This window comes from Paenibacillus xylanexedens (genome assembly GCF_007676705.1).
Classification (GTDB): domain Bacteria; phylum Bacillota; class Bacilli; order Paenibacillales; family Paenibacillaceae; genus Paenibacillus; species Paenibacillus xylanexedens_C.
Genome location: NZ_VEBF01000006.1, coordinates 224,870 through 244,534, shown reverse-complemented (window position 1 = coordinate 244,534; position 19,665 = coordinate 224,870). Strand labels below are relative to the sequence as shown.

The window sequence follows — 19,665 nt, the reverse complement described above, 5'->3', positions numbered from 1 at the left end:
GACTCCGATGCCAGAACAACCCCAGCTTCAGGGGAGAAGTCTAAAAAAGGGGGGCCTGATTGTGACCCATCCACGCAAGCGAAAAAGAAGGGGGCCGCTCGCCAGAGAGGCCCAGATCGCGGGGTGGCTGTTTGTCTCGCCGATGGTGCTTGGGTTTACCCTGCTGCTGCTGTTTCCCATGGGTCTCGCGTTATACATGAGCCTGACCGATTGGCCGCTGCTGGGGGATCATCATTTTATTGGATTGGATAATTACCGGAATATTATGACAGACGCCATGTTCTGGAAAGTGCTCGCCAATACGGTTTATTTCACAGCGGGGCTGGTGCCGCTTAATATTGTGCTCGCCCTGCTGCTCGCGTTGCTATTGTCCAGAAATCTGCGGGGCATCGGAATTTTCCGAACCGCCATCTTTGTTCCGGTCATGACCTCGTTGATCGTATGGGCCATCGTGTGGAAGCTGATGTATGCGACAGAGTCGGGATTGATTAATCAGCTTCTGTTGATGCTGGGCATCAAGGGTCCGGCCTGGCTTTACAATCAGGATTTGGCAATGCCAGCGGTTATCGTGACAAGTGTGCTGAAAAATGTCGGTCTGAATATGGTGCTGTTCATTGCAGCCATTCAGCAGGTACCGCGTTCACTGTACGAAGCAGCAACATTAGACGGGGCGGGCAAAAGGGGAACCTTCTTTCACGTCACGTTGCCCATGATCACGCCAACAGTGTTTTTGACAGTAGTCATGACCGTGATTGGTTCACTCAAAGTATTCGGGCAGATCTATGTGATGACACAGGGCGGGCCGAGCAACAGCACAAAGGTATTGGTTTATTATATCTGGGAAAAAGCATTCAAATTATTTCAGTTCGGCTATGCTTCTGCTCTCGCATATGTGCTGTTCTTTATCGTGCTAATTCTGACGCTGCTGCAATGGCAGCTCCGAAAGAGGTGGGTATTCAATGAAGGCGATGCCTAGTCCTTCGGGGCGGAAGATAGGAAGTACTCTTGGGACGTATTTGTTGCTGACTCTGATTTCGCTCATTATGATTGTGCCATTTATCTGGATGATATCGACGTCATTCAAGGAGCCTCAGAGTATATTCATCTATCCACCGCAGTGGATACCGGAACCATTCCGATTTCAGAACTACATCGATGTCTTTCGATTGATTCCGTTTCACCGTTTTTATTGGAACAGTATCTACATTTCTGCGTTGGTTGTGATAGGAACAGTATTCTTTGCCTCTCTCGCCGGTTATGCATTCGCCAAAATTCCGTTTAAGGGACGTAATGTGGTATTTCTCATCCTGCTAAGTGCGATGATGATTCCCCATGAGGTGACAGCGATTCCGATGTTTCTATTCATGCGGCAGCTGGGATGGATTGATACCCATCTTCCACTGATATTATTGCCGATCTTTGGCGCGGGCGGTGTATTTGGCATCTTTGTAATGCGGCAGTTCTTCATTACCGTGCCAACCGAGCTGGAGGAAGCGGCGATGATCGACGGCTGCAATCGCTTTCGAATATATGCGCGAATTATGCTGCCCATTGCCAAGCCGGGTATGGCTACGCTGACGATTTTCACGTTTGTGACCATCTGGAATGAGTTTTTTGATCCGTTGATCTTCATTAACTCGCGTGATCTAATGACGCTGCCGCTTGGATTATCCCTGTTTACAGATGAAGTGGGTACAGCCTGGCAATATCTGATGAGCGCCACCGTCATGGCGACCTTGCCACTGTTAATTGTCTTTTTCCTGGCACAACGGCGCTTCATTGAGGGGGTTGCCATGACGGGACTGAAAGAGTAAGCCTTGCAATGGGTGCAATAGAACGGAAGGAGGGACAACATTTGCGTGAACGGATGAGCATGAAAAAGGAAGAAGCAGATGTCGTTATTGTGGGAGGAGGCCCTGCGGGTATAGCGGCAGCCATTGCTGCTGGACGGCAGGGTATACGAACAGTGCTGGTGGAGCGATACGGATTCGTAGGTGGGATGTCAACCGCTGCTATGGTCTATCCCTGGATGACTTTCCATACGGAGCGCGGTGAGCAGGTCATTAAAGGCATTGCACAGGAGATTGTGGATCGTTTGCAGGCAAGTGGCGGCTCACCGGGGCATCTGCGCGATACGGTTGGATTTGTGCATACCGTCACACCGTACCATCCAGCCATCTTTCAGGTGGTTGCGGCAGAGATGTTGCAGGAGGCTGGTGTCCGGCTGTTACTGCACAGCTTTGTGGACGAAGTGGTTGTTGGGGATGATCGGGTGGAAGCGGTACGAGTGACAAACAAGTCTGGACGAAAAGAGTTCCATGCGAATGTATTTGTGGATACAAGCGGGGATGCGGATCTGGCTTATCTTGCGGGTGCTTCTGTGGCAAAAGGACGAGACGGGGATCATCAGTCGCAGCCGATGACCATGAAATTTCGTATGCGTGGTGTGGACCTTGGACGAGTAAAACAATACATGCAGGAGCATCCGGAGGATTTCTATGTGAAAACCCCCTTTGCTGAACTGGACAGCATCCCGTTAACCGGGGTGAGCGGCTTCTACTCCCAGTGGAAAAAAGCGGGTGTGGCAATTAATCGCGATCAGGTATTGTTTTTTACCGGACCGGCAGAGGACGAAGTGCTGATTAATTGTACCCGGGTGCAGGGACTTGATGCGACAGATGCCGAGGATCTGACCTCTGCTGAACAGGAAGGACGGAAGCAGGTGCTGATGATCGCTGAGTTTTTGCAGCGTGATGTGCCTGGATTTGAACGGGCTTCGATCTCGGCAGTAGCGCCGCAGATTGGTATTCGTGAATCGAGACGAATCATTGGGCATTATGCGTTGACCAAGGCTGATGTGGTTGCAGGACGAAAGTTTGACGATGTGATTGCCAGAAGCGGTTATCCGATTGATATTCATGACCCTTCGGGTCAAGGCGTTGTGGCTGCCTTTATAGAAGGAGATGGGGCGTACGATATTCCGTATCGCTGTCTGATCTCTCGCAATACCCGCAATCTGCTGGCGGCAGGACGCTGCATCTCCACTACACATGAGGCGCATGCAACGACAAGGTTGACTCCAAGCTGTATGGCTACCGGGGAGGCCGCGGGAACAGCGGCTGCACTAACAGTGAAGATGAAGCTGGACCCGGTGGAACTGCCGATCGAGCTGTTACAGGCGGAATTACGTCACAACGGAGCGGCGATCTAGCGGATGAGCTGATTGTGGACGAATTGGGCGAATCATTAATAGTGGGAGTGGGTGTTTATTTAATTCGCGGTGGCGTAAGTTTTAACGAACCTGAGACGTCTAATTTGGGGATATAAGCTGAAATGAAAAATGTAACGAATCTCAGTGAAGCTATTCTGCTCAAAACCCTGTAATAGGGGGTAAAAGCGGGGTGAATCGGAAGAATAGAGCGTCTACGATTCGTTAGATTGGAATTGTCCCGAAAATGGCTAAATAAGCTTCCCTCAGTTCGTTAGAAATTGGTGGGAAGCTCGTGAATTGATGAGCATAATTGTAACCCCAAAGACTCTAAATCCACTTCATAGGTGGGTTTAGAGTCTTTGGGGCGCTTTCATTCTTTTCATCCATTTGGTTCTTTCCTTCATGTTCGTTCATGTTTCGTATTCTTTCATGCCTTGTTCCCTCCGATTATCAATTCATCCGTGCCTCAAGTCGCCTTGCGACAATGGACAGCGCGTAGTTGATGAAAAAATACAATACGGCTGCGAGCAGCAGGGCCGGGATAATGTAATCAAAACTTTGACCGCCAAGGATCTGCACGTTGTGCATCAGCTCCGGCAGAGAGATGATGATCGCCAGTGAAGTATCCTTTAGAAGTGAGATGAACTGACTGACCATCGGCGGGGACATGCGGCGTAGCGCCTGTGGCATGATGATGCCACCGAGAGTCTGCATGTAGCTAAGTCCCGAGGAACGGGCAGCTTCCACCTGACCGCGCTCAACCGATTTCAGACCGCTACGGACGATCTCGGCGATCATCGCACCTTCGAACAGACTGAGTCCAACGACGGTGGACCAGAAGGCGGACATTTTGATCCCGAGCTGCGGAAGTACGATGTGGATGAAGAAAATGATGAGCAGTAGCGGCAGATTCCGGATCGTATCCACGATCACTGCCACAATCTGTGACAGAATAGGGATGCGGGTATACCGCACCGTGCCCAACACAGTTCCAAGCACGAAGCTGAATACAATGGATAGCCCTGCTACCTGCAGGGTGATCAGGAATCCTTGAAGCAGGAAACGAAGGTTGGGCCACGCATAGGCCCCGCTAAAGTCCATATTTTATTAGCCTCCTTCTGTATGCAGGAATGGAATATCGAAGATCAAATAGATGGAGCATGGACTAGCCAAAATAACGGACTAATAAAATCATCGAAAGGTCTGAAATAGCCAATATATCGCCTATAAAATCTACGCCAGGTACAAGTCAATCTGTTACATGGTGACCTGACCTGCCGGTTTGTTCTTTTTCGGTTTGCCTTTGGTGCTGCGCGCATCTGCATCGCTCTGTCCAAACCTGCGCTCCATATAATGCACCAGGAAGCTGAGTGGTAGTGTCAGCACCAGATAGAACAGCGCAACAATGGTGTACACACTTAGCGGCTGGAATGTATCCGAGTTGACCAAATCGGCAAAATACATGAGATCCATCCCGGCGACGACGGCAAGAATGGAAGAGTTTTTGACCAGATTAATAAACTGGTTGCCAATGGACGGCAACACAATCTTGATAGCCTGGGGAAGAATGATCAGGTTCATGGCCTGTACATAGGACAAGCCTGAAGACCTTGCTGCTTCCAGCTGTCCACGCGGCACAGTCTGAATGCCTGCTCGGATCGCTTCGGCAATGAAAGCTGCCGTGTAGATGGTTAGGCCCAGTGTACCGGAGACAAATCCATCCAGTGAAATGCCGAGTGCAGGCAGTCCGAGATAGAAGAAAAACACAACCAGCAACAGTGGGATGTTCCGGATAAATTCCACAAAAGCCGTACCGATCCAGTTCAGTGGTTTCACAGGGGATATCCGGAAGATGGCCAGGATCGCGCCAAGGATAAAGCTGCCGAGCAGAGCTACAATACTCACTTGAATGGTATTCAGGAATCCTTCCAGAAAACGATCCGAGTGTCGCATCAGTACGCTGAAATCCAATGTGCCCATATAGGCGAAGCCTCCGTTCTCCAGATGTAGAAACAGCGATTACGTCTGCTCATCATTGCATCGAGCAGACGAATTCGCCGCTTACCCATCTTAATTCGGGTTACTCGGGCTTGGAGCCCAACCATTTCTCATGTAGTGTGTCATATTCCCCGCTGTCTTTCATGCTTTTGAGCAGCGTGTTGACTTCTTCCACGAAGGCGGTGTCGCCTTTACGAATGGCCATACCATAAGGTTCGCTTGTGAAATTGCCACCAACCAATTGGAAGTTGTTATCCGTCTGTTGCATGCCGATGAGGATAATGTTATCCGTGGTCAGTGCTTCGCCTTTACCGGCTTTGAGAGCGGTGAACGCGTCCTGATAGTTATCGAATTCAAGCACCTCGGCATCCGGGGCTTTCTCGCGAATGTTCTGAGCGGATGTGGAGCCTTTCACCGCGAGCACTTTCACTCCGCTGAGGCTTTCCAGGCCGGTAATGGCACTGTCGTTTTTCACCAGCAGGGATTGGCCTGCCTCGAAGTAAACATCACTGAAATCCACCTGTTCCTTACGCTCATCCGTAATCGTCATCGTGGCGATGATGATGTCGATGTCTCCGTTTTGCAGCATGGGAATACGCGTCTTGGAAGTGACCTCTTTCAACTCAACTTTTGTTTCATCTCCAAGGATCTGTTTGGCGAGTGCTTTGGCGATATCAATATCGAATCCCTCAACGTTACCGCTTGCGGGATCCTTCAAGCCGAATAGCTTTGTATCATATTTCACACCGGCAATGAGTTTGCCGCGCTCTTTAATCTGCTCGATTGTTCCTTTGGCTTCAGCATCCCCGCCAGAACCGCCACTACTGCTACTTTCCTCGCCTGTACTACAACCTGATAATACGAGCGAGAGAATGAGGACAAGCATGAATGATGGCCATTTCAATAATTTCTTCATGAATAAAGACCCCTTTCAAAATGGAATAGTGGATTATTCTCAATGATGAATCAGACGGCTCAGGAATTGCTGTGCTCGTTCTTCTCTGGGGTTGTCAAAAAATTCGGCAGCGTTGGCCTCTTCTACAATTCGGCCTTCGTCCATGAAGATGACCCGGTCCGCCACTTCACGGGCGAATCCCATCTCATGGGTAACGACGACCATGGTCATGCCATTATGGGCAAGGGAACGCATAACATCGAGGACTTCCCCGATCATCTCGGGATCAAGAGCAGAGGTAGGTTCGTCAAAAAGCATGATTTTGGGCTCCATGGCGAGTCCTCTGGCGATGGCTACCCGTTGTTGCTGTCCACCGGACAACTGGGAGGGATAACTGTCTGCTTTGTCGGCAATGCCCACCCGGGTCAGATACTTCATTGCTGTTGCGGCTGCCTGTTCTTTGGGTTGTTTGCGCACCTTCATGGGTGCAAGGGTAATGTTATCGATGACTTTTTTGTGAGGATAGAGATTGAAGTGTTGAAATACCATGCCGATGTCACGGCGGAAGAGGTTAATGTCCACCTTTTTCTGATGTAGAGGGATCCCACTGACGACAAGTTCACCTTCGGTAATGGTCTCCAGGCGGTTAATACAGCGGAGTAACGTGCTTTTGCCGGAGCCGGAAGGTCCGATAATGACGACGACCTCTCCTTCTTCGATGTGAAGATGGATATCCTTGAGGACATGAAAATGACCGAAATGCTTCTGGACACCCCTAAATTCAATCAAGAGTACACCCCATCCTTTCTGCAACGTCTGTTTGTAAAAGGGATAATAAGGAATAAATTGAAACTAGTTATTTAATCATACATAGTCATCCTGCTTCTGGCAATTGGTTTGTGATAAAACATGACATAAGTAATGGGTTCCATAGGGCTATAGCCAATAATTATGTTATATATCTGTCATGTTATTAAAAGTCTTGTGACGAATCCTGACAGAAAAATGAATCTAATCTCCTAGTTGTTTACCAACCTTTGGAATAGTTGTATAGAGTATACTGGAAGTGATGTTTGATTTATGACTCTGATCAACAAAACAAATAGCATCAAGTTCCACGTGTACATGGCAAGAAAGCTCAACCCTGCACATCACGCCGTTGATATGATGGAGCGAGAGAGCATCCGTTTGAACATAAGTAAGGAAAGTAAAAGCGATGTATGGATCCCATAACAATTCCATTACAGGTAGAGAGGATGATTCTGCACGATGAATATATATCACTCCCCATTATCGACAGGAGCAAGTGCCCAGTCCGATGTTCGAGCTTATGAAGCCGATTTGCCTGTCATTCCTGCTCAGGATTTTCAGCTTACAGACTATGGAGCTGTTGGAGATGGTGTAACGGATAACACAGAAATGTTTCGGCTTGCCATCGCGGCGTGTGCCGAAGCAGGAGGTGGCAGAATTGTGATTCCTGCCGGGGTATGGCTAACAGGTCCAATTGCACTGCGCAGCCGAATCGAGTTACACGTGGAAGCCGGGGCGTTAGTTACGTTCAGTCGAGATTTTGATCAATACCCATTAATTGCGTCGAGCTTTGAGGGCTGGCAGGCTGTTCGTTGCCAATCTCCGATTGATGGTGATCAACTGGAGGATATTGCGATTACCGGCAAGGGGATATGGGATGGTGGCGGTGAAGCTTGGCGACCAGTGAAACGTTCGAAAATGACCACTTCACAGTGGAACCGATTGGTGGCTTCGGGTGGTGTTGTTGAGCAATCCAGTGGAGATGAAGAGATCTGGTGGCCTACCACAGCTGCACTTGAAGGTGGCACCATTGCAAATCGTTTGCATCAGGAGCAGGTACGTGATGTGGCATCCTATGAAGAGGTAAGAGACTTTTTGCGCCCCAACATGGTCAGTTTACGGAGATGCAAAAGGGTATTGCTGGACGGTCCAACGTTCCAGAATTCGCCTGCATGGAATCTCCATCCTTGGGCATCCGAGCATATCACCATTCGTAATGTGAGTGTACGGAATCCGTGGTTCTCACAGAATGGAGATGGGCTGGACATTGAATCCTGCCGTCATGTGGTGGTGGAACAAAGTGTATTCGATGTTGGTGATGATGCGATCTGTCTAAAATCAGGCAAAGATGCTGAAGGTCGTGAACTGGGTCTTCCTTCGGAGTACATCACCATTCGGGATTGCACCGTGTATCACGGTCATGGCGGGTTTGTCATTGGCAGTGAAATGTCCGGTGGCGTGCGGCATGTACGAGTATCGGATTGTACGTTTATCGGAACAGACATTGGACTTCGCTTCAAAAGCGCACGTGGGCGCGGCGGGGTAGTTGAGGATATTCAGATTGAGCGCATCTATATGAAAGATATCATTATGGAAGCGATCTCGTTTTCCTTCTTCTATGCGAATCAGGAAGGGTCTGCCCGGGGCAGTGACTTGTCTCAGGAGATTAGCGAAGAAACTCCGGTGTTCCGTGATATTCGTATATCGGATGTGGTCTGTGCCGGTGCCGACACAGCGTTGCTCGTGAGTGGATTGCCGGAATTGCCTTTGGATGGCGTGATCATTCAGCGCTACAGCGTACAAGCCCGCAGTGGTGTCCAATGTGCTCATGCGAAACATCTGCATATCGCTGAATTGCAGGCGCAGATCACCGAAGGTCCGCTGATTCATTTGCACCAGTGCAAAGGGGCAGAGTTAGAGAGCATTCAGGGCAAGGGTGCGGATGGCCGACTTCTGATGGTGACAGGACACGAATCCGCAGGCATTGTCTGCCGAGAAGGTGATGCAGACACCGAAGGTCGCCAGATCTCTGTTGGTCCTGAGGTACGAAGTGGCGTGATCATTCGCAGGTAAAAGCTATATAATAAGGTTTATACAAGTTGGTCAAATTCAGTCGCAGTGGCGTAGCCATATATCCAGTAATCGTGGTGCTTCACGATATAAGGAATACGTAATCTCTGGAGCAAGGCTACCCACTCGGCTTCTATATCCAGTACCTCTGGTTCTACATATCGCCCAATGGGCTTGATCATTCGTGGTTTCACCCGAACCCATTCTACGTTATAAAATGCCGGCTGAAGACTCAGCCAGTCCCCGAGATAGGTGACCTCCTCCTCGAATGTTTCTGGATAGGGTCCTTGTTCTAATACGGTTTTAATTTGAAAAGGCGGACAGAAGGGCAACTCATCATAGATGGCATCCAGTAATGCGATCCATTTGGTATTGTTCATGCTGGAGACCAAGTGTCTGAGCTGAACTTCTTTCATGACTTTTTGCTTGTGCAGATTGGCATTCATGGGCATGGAGATCGCTTCTTTCTCTGCTATGGATATCGGATGATCTACCGGTATTCCTTGCGATAGCGCAAAGGCGTTGTACCGGTGACCTGTTTGAATGTTTTGTTAAAATGAGCCGTATGCTCGAATCCTACCTTTTCTGCGATCATTTGTACACGCTCTTGTGTGGAAAGCAGTCTTCGCTGTGCCTCTCGGACCCGGACAACACGCAAGTATTCGCTGAACCGAAATCCGGTAAATCGGCTGAACATACGGCTCAGATAGGATGGGCTGATATAAAAACGATTAGCTGCACCCTCCAGAGTGAGTGGTTCCGTATAGTTGCTATTCACATAAGTGACAATTTCACTGATTTTGTCCTGCATCGGATGCAATGGACCAGGGCATGATTGCCGGATGACCTCCTCTACCCGATGAATACGGATCAAGAGTTGGGCAAGCAGACTTCGTACCGCAATCTCATAATGAGGGCGGCGTTCTTTGCATTCTTGTAGCATCTGCCACAATATGCGCTCCATCTCGGGTTGTTCTGCCTCGGGCAGACGAAGCAGTCTGGAACAATCGAATGGCAGCAGACCACATATGCCGAGCTCCATCCCCGTTGCAAACGCAGGCGAAAAACCGATTAGAATTCGTTCAAAGCCGGGAATGCTTCCTTTGGAGGTCGTATGTACATCATGAGGATTGATCAGAATGAAATCACCCTTGCGAGCGGACAGAATCTGACCATTCATGGAATAGACTCGTTCTCCTTCGAGCAGGTAATACAATTCGTAGAATGGATGAGCGTGAGGCTGTGACATACCGTTTCCGTCATGTCTGCGCATATGTTCAATGGTAAATGCATGTTCACCGATTCGATATTTGGGTCCAATCCGATCCTCTATAAGACTCATGGTACAGCTCCTCTCTGCTTCAAGGATTAACAGCGATATCCATATCATAACGGAAAATCCATCTTTTTGTAAACGCTGTCATTAGAGGGTTCATATTTCTTTAATCTTATGGATGAATATCGGGAGAACGAATCTGCATGGCTCATGTGTGCTGTCAAGGTGACAAAACCTGAATGATGTTTTAGAGTAGGGAGAGTGAGGCGAAACTCTGGATAAGGAGTGTCTCCAATATGATTTGGAAGGAAGGAAACTGGTTATGACGACACATGAATTATCGCCATTGGTTGCTGCGCTTAATATGCAGCCTCACGTTGAAGGCGGTTGGTATAAGGAAGAATGGAAGGCATCGTATCAGATTCCACAATCCGTTCTGCCGGATGCGTACTCCGGCCCAAGATTCTCGGCTAGTTCCACGTATTTCCTGCTGCATGCACATGAAATCTCCGAGTGGCATACGGTTCTATCGGATGAACTTTGGCTGTGGCACAGCGGCAGTCCCATCGAACTGAAGCTGGGTGGCAACGGGGAGAACCCGGAGAATGAGGAAATTCTCATCCTGGGTATGGATATTGCTGCGGGACAATCGCCACAGGTGCTCGTTCCTGCCGGCGTATGGCAAACTGCACGCCCGCTGGGTGATGAGCCTGTGCTGGTAACATGCGTGGTAGCGCCAGGTTTCCACTTTGATGATTTCAAACTGGTATCCAAAAGCGAATAGGTTTTAATATGTGAAAATCCCGATCGGAGATGCTCAGTGCATCCGAATCGGGATTTTTTTGGATCGAGCGGATTAAGTAAGCTGAGGTCTATGCCCAGTTCAGGGATGTAGATTCCCTTTTGAATCAGCATCACTTTTGGCTATGACGGATCACTTGGGATTCTCGTTACTCATCCAACTGTCCACATAAAACTCCTCATGATAATCCGGTTGCTGAGCGAGTTCTTTGAGCTTCTGTTCAGCTTCTTCAGCGGTAAGATATTCTCCAATAACTGCTGTAAACTCACCAGTGGACGTTTTGAGGAAAGAGATGTACTCATCCGGATAGGATTCTTTAATTATACCCATCGATTCTCCAAAAGGCATTGATTCTGTGCGGAGAGAGTATACCTTCCAAGGTGTGACCGGTTTGCCGTCGGAAGTCAGTTTCACTTCCAGGTATCCAGGGTTCTTGAATTCCGTTACGGCATACTGTACCCCTTCTTTTAGTACAACTACGAATCCGACGGAAGAGTCGTCTAAAATCATAGAACCATAAACATCTTTCACTAAAGGCTGGGTCATGAAGTCGGCTTTGACTTTCTCTATATCCATGTAACGTGCACCGCTAAAAGTGAAGAGGATACGATTAGGTGCTTTTTTGTGTACCACATTATAATGGGGTGCATCATTAGTCTGATCTTGCTCGTCGGTACTAAAATTGATTTTAAGCGTATTTTCGGTTGCTTCCGATCCCACGGTTACTCCATCGGTAATCTTGCCGCCATCGCCGAATTGAAGTACCTGAACAATCGTTCCGACCACAGGTATTTTGACCATGGCGTTTGCGACAGTAGGAATGTTGACTATGAACAGAAAAGCGGCACATGCTGCCAGAATGGAAGCGTAGCGAATGATACGGGAGGAGCTTTTGCGAGCGGCAGCCTTTTGCTGGGCTTGACGAATAACATCTGTAAGTTGAGCTGGAATTTCAATGTTTTCGTAACGTTCTTTACCTGTCATAGATCTCCAACCTCTCCTTCAATTAAATCCATTTTTAATTTGTTGATAATCCGATAGAATTTTGACTTAACGGTATTCTCCGACAGGGAGAGCACTTCAGCGATCTCCCGGAAACGCATATTACCAAAGAATTTTAATATAATATAGGCTCTTTCCTTGGGGATAAGCCGGTCCAGTGCGTCATATAGATCCATTTTTTCTTCCAGCGACGCCCCTCGCTCTGGAGCCACAAACTCCTGCACATGATCCTCCATATAGGTCACTCGCTGGTTGCGTCGAATATGATCTATCGCTGTGTTAATCACAATTCGTGACATCCAGGAATCAAAATAAGTCATGGACTCCATCTTTCCATAAGCGATGAACCCTTTATAGACCGCTTCGGATACGATATCCAGCGCTTCTTGTTCATTTTTAACATAGCAGTACGCCAGTCGATATAATTTATTTTGAATCACTGTTATTTTTTCGCTGAACTCTTCTTCTTTTGTCTTTCTATGGTTCAGTCTAATCACTCCTGATCCCCCCTGATCAACCTAAATATTCAAGTCACCGCTTGTTCCAGGCCTGGATTCTATATAAGTGCTTGAGTTCGTTTGACACTCGTTAGACTGATGAGGAGAAGAAATAGTTCTAAACGGTCAAAAAAACTTTTTTCTTTCGGCCCTGAATAGGATAACGAGCCTCGCCTCCATTCTTAACAACGAATAGTTTGCCTATAACATCACATATCAAAACACCCGCTCTTCTAAGATCGAAGGCGGGTGTAATCGAATTAATCTGCTTATATTAGAAGTTAAAGTTGTCTGGATCAGAACCAAAGCGTTTGTTCTCGTTCAGGCCGTTAATCTGCTCTACTTCTTCCGAAGTTAACTCAAAATCGTAGAGATCGGCATTCGCGCGAATACGCTCAGGCGTGACGGATTTTGGTATGGTCACGATGCCGTTCTGCAGATCCCAGCGCAGAATCACTTGTGCGGGGGACTTGCTGTATTTGGCGGCGATATCCTTCAGCAACGGATGATCCATCAGATGACCTTGTCCGAGCGGAGACCAGGCTTCGATCTGAATCTGATGTTTGTTGCAGTACTCACGAAGCTCTGACTGAATCAATAGTGGGTGAAGCTCCACCTGATTGACTGCAGGTTTGATGGTGGCATCGATCATCAAGTCTTCCAGATGGTGAATCTGGAAATTGCTCACACCGATCGCGCGGATGCGTCCTTCTTTATGGAGTTTCTCCAGCGCTCGCCATGTATCTTTGTACTTGCCCTTAACCGGCCAGTGGATAAGATAGAGATCCAGGTACTCCAGTTCGAGTCGTTCCATGCTGGCTTCGAAGGCAGCTAGCGTGGATTCATATCCCTGATCGCTATTCCATACTTTAGTGGTAATGAACAGATCCTCACGAGCTACTCCAGATTCACGAATACCCTGAGCGACACCTGTTTCGTTGTTATACGCTTTGGCTGTGTCGATGCTGCGATAACCAGCTTGAATGGCTGTTTTGACAGCATGAACGACTTCGTCTCCGTCTTTAACTTTGAATACCCCAAAACCCAGCCATGGCATTTTGACTCCGTTATAGAGCGTGGTTGTGTCCTGCACGTGTTTCATGGTCCGAAACTCCTCCTCTTATTGATCTTTCATTTCCTTTATATAGATAGTACCCTATTATTTGTGGGTCGAATTGTTTAAAAGGTGTATTGTACAAACTAATATACAGGTGGATATACATATTATTTATGTTAAAAATAATATAAACAGTAGTTTGGAACTAGATATTTAAACTATAGTAACTATTTACAATAAAATGGTTTATAATTCTAAAATACTATGATATATTCTATTTAGTATATATAACCTATATTGTCCTCTTTGTGTTTCCGAGAGGATGGTTAAGGATATGGCTAATACCAACAGGGTTAAGAGAAAGGAATGATCGTGAAAGGACTGGAAAAGTGCCTTAAAATGTTATTTTTATAGTAATTACATAATGATTATATTATTTCGTGATTTACTTTAATTTTCATATAACAACGGAGGTAAGTGATATGAGTAATTCTACCGAACATAAGAATGAGCCGATTGCGATCATTGGTGTGGGGTGTCGCTATCCGGGTGGGGTAAATTCTACTGATTCATACTGGAATCTTTTAGTAGACCAAGTTGATGCTATTACTGAAGTGCCTAGGGATCGTTGGAATGCCAATACATACTATAATCCCAATAAAGAAAATATGGGTAAGACACAATCCAAATGGGGTGGGTTTTTAGATAGAGTAGATCATTTTGATGCTACTTTCTTTGGTATTTCTCCAAGAGAAGCAGCACTGATGGATCCACAGCAAAGATTGTTGCTGGAAATTTGTTGGGAAGCAATGGAGGATGGCCTGCAGGTTCAGGAAAAAATGGCGGGTACTAATATAGGTGTATTTATGGGTGCTTTTACATTGGATTACAAACTATTACAGTTTTCCGAATCCAACAGACACCTTGTTGATGCACATTCAGCTACTGGAGCAATGATGACATTGTTAGCAAATAGAATTTCCTATGTCTATGATTTTCGCGGTCCCAGCCTAACAGTCGATACTGCTTGTTCTTCTTCACTTGTTGCTGTACATCTTGCATGTCAGAGTATCTGGAACGGTGAAAGCTCAATGGCGTTTGCAGGAGGAGTAAATGTAATTGTAAAACCTGAATATTACATCGCTGAATCAAAGGCGGGAATGTTGTCACCAGATGGGCGTTCCAGAGCATTTGATTCAAGAGCTAATGGTTATGTTCGGGGGGAAGGTGCAGGAGTTGTATTACTTAAGCCCTTGTCCAAAGCCATTCAAGATGGAGACCCTATTCATGCTGTAATTCGAGGCACGGGTATTAACCAGGATGGCAACACACCAGGTATTACTGTGCCAAGGGGCGAATCACAGAAGCAGTTGATTCAAGAGGTTTACAATAGAAATGGTATTAACCCACAGCAAGTGAAATACGTTGAAGCTCACGGGACAGGGACTCCAGTCGGAGATCCGATTGAAGCAAATGCCCTTGGAAGCATTTTTGGAAATCAGGCGAAAGGTGAAGAATGTTATATAGGATCAGTCAAAACAAACATCGGACATACAGAAGCTGCGGCTGGTATAGCTGGATTGATAAAAGCAGTCCTTTGTCTTAAAAACCAACAGATTCCTGCACATTTACACTTTGAGAATCCAAACAAGGATATTGATCTAGAAAGCCTGGGAATAATAATTCCAACAAAACTTACCGAGTGGCCGACTATAGAAAATGAACCAGCCATGGCAAGTGTTAATTCTTTTGGTTTTGGTGGGACTAATGCTCATGTTATTTTGCAGGAGTATATTTGCCTGTCACAAGATACGGAGCGTGCACAGAATAGGGACAAGGAATATCCGACACAAGAGAATTTGGTCTATCCCGTCGTAATCTCCGCACGTAGTGATGCTGCACTTAAGGATTTGGCGCTTGCTATTAGACATCAATTCGCGAACTCTTCACATAGTCTTCAACAGATAGGATACGGTTTGGCTCTCAAAAAGAATCATCACGATTACAGATTGTCCATCTCCGCTGTCTCCGTTGATGATCTGAATGTGAAAATTGATCAGTTTTTGAAAGGCGAGTTTGGAGAAGGAATTAGCTCGGCGGTTTCTCATGGAAAATATAGGCAACCATTAGCCTTTGTCTTTACAGGTATGGGACCACAGTGGTGGGCTATGGGAAGAGAGTTATTGAAAGAAGATGTGGTGTTTAAGAAAGTCGCTGAGCGATGTGATGAACTGTTCATGAAATTATCGGGGTGGTCATTGATCGACGCAATGAATGCGGACGAAATGGATTCACGCATGGAAGATACAGAAGTCTCTCAACCTGCTAACTTTCTATTACAGATTGGCCTTGTAGAGCGCTGGAAGGCATGGGGTATTGAACCAGATGCGATCGTAGGGCATAGTGCTGGTGAAGTGGCTGCCGCATATTGTGCAGGTGTACTTAGTCTGGAGGATGCTATTAAAGTTGTTTATTACCGAAGCCACCTTCAGCAAAGAACAACTGGCACCGGGCGGATGGCAGCTGTTGGTCTATCCCTTGAGGAAGCAAAGATTGCGATCCATGATATTGATCATATCTCCATAGCAGCAATTAATAGCCCCAGTTCGGTAACGCTAGCAGGGACTCCAGAAGCATTGGAGGAAGTTATTCAGTCATTGGACAACAAAAAGATCTTTTATAAATATCTACATGTTAACGTCCCCTATCACAGTCACTATATGGACCCTTTGGAATACGATCTAATTAGTGGATTGAAAGAAATAAATGTTCTTGTGGGGCACACGCCGTTGTATTCCACAGTTACTGGTAAATTAATGAGCGAAGGAGATTTCACAACGCAATATTGGTGGAAGAACGTAAGAGAATCCGTTCTTTTTGCAGAAGCTGCGGGAAATATGATTAAGTCGGGAATCTTTAATTTTGTAGAAATTGGTCCTCATCCTGTATTGGCAAGTTCTTTAACAGAATGTCTGAGTCTCCACAATTCTAAAGGTGAGACGTTCACATCTTTACGTCGAAAGGCACAAGACAGCCGTACATTAATTAATTCGTTAGGTGCATTATATGTTAAAGGTTATAACGTGAATTGGTCTACAATATACTCCGAATCAAAAGAAATAATTTCCATGCCGGCCTATCCTTGGCAAAGGGAGCGTTATTGGCAGGAATCATCAATTTCGGAAAATGAAAGAGTTATTAGCCCTCCACATACTTTATTGGGAAGAAGACTAAATACACCTGATCCAACTTGGGAGAACGAACTGGACTTATGGTGTTCTCCGTTTCTCGAAGATCATCAGATTCAGGGAACTGTCGTCTATCCAGGGGCAGCTTATGTAGAGATGATGTTGGCTGCTGCCAAGGAGTTGTTTGGTGATACAAGCTATATCTATGGAGAAGACGTTAAATTCAGAAAAGCACTGTTTTTGTCTTCGTCAGAAATAGTCAAAATCAGACTGATTTATGTTGAGCAAACTTCACAAATTGAGGTATATAGTCAGAGGTTGGGATCATCCGAAGGGTGGACTTTGCATGCAACAGGTTCAATTCGAACAGATTCGGGAACAGATAGACGAAGTCACGATCTTGAAAGTTTGCAGAAACAATGCGTGTTAGAAATTGCCAAAGAAAAATGCTACCTGCAGTTTAGAAAGTTTGGACTAGAGTATGGAGAGAGATTTCAAGGGATTGAAAGACTGTGGCAAGGGGAGCAATGTGCACTTGCTCAAATTTTGGTGCCTGATCAGATACATTCCGAAATAGGACAATTTCAGATCCATCCTGCTGTACTGGATCAATGCTTCCAGGTTCTTGCTGCCGCACTACCTTTCCAGCAAGAAGATGAAGATTCTTCAGTTTACATGCCAGTTCGAGTTTCCAAAGGTGCTCTTCACGCACCGTTAAAAGCTGATATGTGGATCTATGCATCCCTTACTGAAAAGAGTGAAACACTGCTTAAAGGTGATATTTTCCTTATGGATTCTGAAGGTAACACAATTATGGAAATTTTAGGATGCGAGGCAATGTCATTGAAGGATGATGCTGTTTCGAACTCTGTGAAGATACCTCAAAGTATTTATGAGACTCAGTGGAGTTTGGAATCAAGACATAATCCAATTGATTATGCGCCTGTTAATCATACAGAACAACAAGGTGCATGGATTGTATTGTCTGATAAGCAATCTATTGGTTCTTTAGTTACTCAAAAGTTAGAGGAACAAGGCGAATACTGTTATCGTGTATCTTCTGGTTCAACGTATGAGAGTAACAGTGAGAACTTCATCGTAAATCCATCCAGATCTGAAGATTTTGTTAGTTTGCTTCAAAGTGTAGTATCTGAAGGAAAGCCAATAAAAGGGATATTGTACAACTGGGCATTAGATATTCCCGAGGATAGCATGATAAACTCGGATGCCTTGAACGAGGCAGAGCGATTAGGCAGCATCGGTATACTCTATTTGATACAAGCTATAACCCAAACCCGTTTGCAAGACAAGATTCGCTTATGGGTAGTGACCAAAGGAGCGCAGCAAATCGCAAATACAACTCCACTGAGTCAGATCTCTCAATCTCCTGTTTGGGGACTAGCTAAAGCAATCGGTCATCAGGAGCATATGGATCAATGGGGCGGAATTATCGATTTGGATAATGATTCCTCTGCTGAAGAAAATTCATCAAGTATGTTTGAAGAAATATGGAATACGGATGGAGAAGACCACATTGCTTTTAGGCAGGGAGAGCGGTATATCCTTCGTTTGCAAGAAGATATTGAATTGAATAGTTCCATTCCCGCCAAATTCCGTGGCGATGTAGGTTACCTTATCACCGGTGGTTTTGGTGGATTGGGGTTGCTGACATCTAAATGGATGATTGAGCATGGGGCTCGTCGTTTGATCCTCATGGGGAGAGGGAAATTTCCGGAACGTAAAGAATGGAAAGACATTGATCCTGATTCTTTACAGGGAAGACGAATTTACGCTGTAAAAGAATTGGAGAAGCTGGGTGCGACAATTCATTTTGCTGTGGCTGATGTATGTAATAAAGAAGAAATTGAACGTGCAATTAAAGAATACAATGATGCGGGTTGGCCAGCAATTCGTGGTGTGATTCATGCTGCTGGAGTGGCAAGACCTCAATTGCTTTATCAGATGGATCAACAGGATTTCATTAATGTGCTTCGTCCTAAGGTATTAGGAGGGTGGAACTTACATGAACAATTTAAGGATGATCCACTTGACTTCTTTATTTTATTTTCTTCGGTCGCATCTGTAGTCGTTATGAGTGGACAAGCTAACTATAGCGCGGGCAATGCATTCCTAGATGCCCTTGCGCACTATCGCAGAGCAAGAGGGATGCATGGATTAAGTATCAACTGGGGCCCTTGGCTTGAATCAGGTATGGCAACACAATTGGATTTACTAAACTTTTTTGACACACGAGGATTATTTGCGATGACAAATACTCAGGGGCTTGACGCCCTTAACCATGTTCTGTGTCAGACTAGAGCCCAATTTACCGTGCTAGGTGCGGATTGGCCGAAAGTCGCGGATAAGAATTACCCTCTGGGCAATGTACCGCCATTGATTGCATCACTTGTATCCAGACATAGAGCATTGCAGGTTCAAGCAGGATCTGAAGATGCACGTACAGGGGATTTTGTCCATCAGTTAATGTCTGTTGAGAAAGCAGAAGAAAGAATGGATTTGCTTGTATCCTATCTATTGGATGTTTCAAGTACTGTACTTCGAATGAATCGATCCAATATGAAGGCGGCTTCTCCACTTAACTCTTTCGGTCTGGATTCAATGATGGCTATGGAACTGAAGGGAGTTATCGAATCAGGGCTACAGGTTAGTGTCGCAGTGGTTGACCTTTTACGCGGAGTAACGGCCGAAGATTTGGCCATTAGCATTATGGCGATGCTGGTTGAAAAGCAAGGTGATAAACTTGATCAAACTGTAGAGGATCTCTTGTCCGAGATGGAGGATTTGCCTGAAGATATGTTAAATGAAATGCTTAGCGAAATTGCAGCTGGGAGTGAATAA

The 19,665-nt window shown here is 46.1% G+C and carries 15 protein-coding genes; 6 read left to right on the top strand and 9 right to left on the bottom strand.

Annotated features, from left to right (window positions below; translation table 11 throughout):
- Positions 1-61 precede the first annotated feature (61 nt).
- Genes FS628_RS25270 through FS628_RS25260 form a run of 3 tightly spaced genes read left to right on the top strand, consistent with a single transcriptional unit; the run spans position 62 to position 3,211 of the window.
- Positions 62-976: a carbohydrate ABC transporter permease gene (locus tag FS628_RS25270; RefSeq protein WP_145325715.1), complete on the top strand. Its 915-nt coding sequence runs from the start codon at positions 62-64 to the stop codon at positions 974-976.
- Positions 960-1,814 carry a carbohydrate ABC transporter permease gene (locus tag FS628_RS25265; protein WP_145325714.1) on the top strand — a complete coding sequence of 285 codons (855 nt, stop codon included), beginning with the start codon at positions 960-962 and terminating at the stop codon, positions 1,812-1,814. The genes FS628_RS25270 and FS628_RS25265 overlap by 17 nt, the downstream gene beginning before the upstream one ends.
- A gap of 59 nt (positions 1,815-1,873) precedes the next feature.
- The gene (locus FS628_RS25260; RefSeq protein WP_145325771.1) at positions 1,874-3,211 is read left to right on the top strand and encodes an FAD-dependent oxidoreductase; all 1,338 of its coding nucleotides are present in this window, start codon (positions 1,874-1,876) and stop codon (positions 3,209-3,211) included.
- 450 nt (positions 3,212-3,661) lie between these two features.
- Here FS628_RS25260 and FS628_RS25255 read toward each other — a convergent pair whose 3' ends face one another.
- The 4 genes from FS628_RS25255 to FS628_RS25240 all read right to left on the bottom strand — a co-directional run bounded on the left by FS628_RS25255 (position 3,662) and on the right by FS628_RS25240 (position 6,893).
- A complete protein-coding gene (locus tag FS628_RS25255) occupies positions 3,662-4,312 on the bottom strand; it encodes an amino acid ABC transporter permease (protein ID WP_145325713.1) in 651 nt (216 codons plus the stop codon).
- 156 nt (positions 4,313-4,468) lie between these two features.
- Positions 4,469-5,191 carry an amino acid ABC transporter permease gene (locus FS628_RS25250; RefSeq protein ID WP_145325712.1) on the bottom strand — a complete coding sequence of 241 codons (723 nt, stop codon included), beginning with the start codon at positions 5,189-5,191 and terminating at the stop codon, positions 4,469-4,471.
- Between the two features lie 100 nt (positions 5,192-5,291).
- Positions 5,292-6,125, bottom strand: a complete 834-nt coding sequence (locus FS628_RS25245) for a transporter substrate-binding domain-containing protein (RefSeq protein ID WP_145325711.1) — start codon at positions 6,123-6,125, stop codon at positions 5,292-5,294.
- Between the two features lie 39 nt (positions 6,126-6,164).
- Positions 6,165-6,893, bottom strand: coding sequence for an amino acid ABC transporter ATP-binding protein (locus tag FS628_RS25240; RefSeq protein WP_051449904.1), 729 nt, complete (start codon positions 6,891-6,893; stop codon positions 6,165-6,167).
- Between the two features lie 480 nt (positions 6,894-7,373).
- Between FS628_RS25240 and FS628_RS25235 the strand changes: the two genes are divergently transcribed.
- Positions 7,374-8,987 carry a glycoside hydrolase family 28 protein gene (locus FS628_RS25235; protein ID WP_145325710.1) on the top strand — a complete coding sequence of 538 codons (1,614 nt, stop codon included), beginning with the start codon at positions 7,374-7,376 and terminating at the stop codon, positions 8,985-8,987.
- A 17-nt stretch (positions 8,988-9,004) separates the two neighbouring features.
- On the opposite strand, the gene FS628_RS25230 is transcribed toward FS628_RS25235, so the two are convergent.
- Both FS628_RS25230 and FS628_RS25225 read right to left on the bottom strand, forming a co-directional pair.
- Positions 9,005-9,436 (bottom strand): DUF6678 family protein, encoded by a 432-nt coding sequence (locus FS628_RS25230; protein WP_145325709.1) that lies wholly within the window; start codon positions 9,434-9,436, stop codon positions 9,005-9,007.
- A gap of 38 nt (positions 9,437-9,474) precedes the next feature.
- Positions 9,475-10,326: a helix-turn-helix transcriptional regulator gene (locus FS628_RS25225; protein ID WP_145325708.1), complete on the bottom strand. Its 852-nt coding sequence runs from the start codon at positions 10,324-10,326 to the stop codon at positions 9,475-9,477.
- A gap of 256 nt (positions 10,327-10,582) precedes the next feature.
- On the opposite strand from FS628_RS25225, the gene FS628_RS25220 reads away from it, so the two are divergent.
- Entirely contained in the window at positions 10,583-11,044 is a 462-nt protein-coding gene (locus FS628_RS25220; RefSeq protein WP_145325707.1) for a cupin domain-containing protein, read from the top strand.
- A 150-nt stretch (positions 11,045-11,194) separates the two neighbouring features.
- On the opposite strand, the gene FS628_RS25215 is transcribed toward FS628_RS25220, so the two are convergent.
- From FS628_RS25215 to FS628_RS25205, 3 genes are all read right to left on the bottom strand, one after another.
- Positions 11,195-12,046 carry a DUF4179 domain-containing protein gene (locus tag FS628_RS25215; protein WP_145325706.1) on the bottom strand — a complete coding sequence of 284 codons (852 nt, stop codon included), beginning with the start codon at positions 12,044-12,046 and terminating at the stop codon, positions 11,195-11,197.
- The gene (locus FS628_RS25210; protein ID WP_145325705.1) at positions 12,043-12,561 is read right to left on the bottom strand and encodes a sigma-70 family RNA polymerase sigma factor; all 519 of its coding nucleotides are present in this window, start codon (positions 12,559-12,561) and stop codon (positions 12,043-12,045) included. The genes FS628_RS25215 and FS628_RS25210 overlap by 4 nt, the downstream gene beginning before the upstream one ends.
- A gap of 274 nt (positions 12,562-12,835) precedes the next feature.
- The gene (locus tag FS628_RS25205) at positions 12,836-13,663 is read right to left on the bottom strand and encodes an aldo/keto reductase (RefSeq protein ID WP_124118025.1); all 828 of its coding nucleotides are present in this window, start codon (positions 13,661-13,663) and stop codon (positions 12,836-12,838) included.
- A gap of 437 nt (positions 13,664-14,100) precedes the next feature.
- Between FS628_RS25205 and FS628_RS25200 the strand changes: the two genes are divergently transcribed.
- Positions 14,101-19,665, top strand: a complete 5,565-nt coding sequence (locus FS628_RS25200) for a type I polyketide synthase (protein WP_145325704.1) — start codon at positions 14,101-14,103, stop codon at positions 19,663-19,665.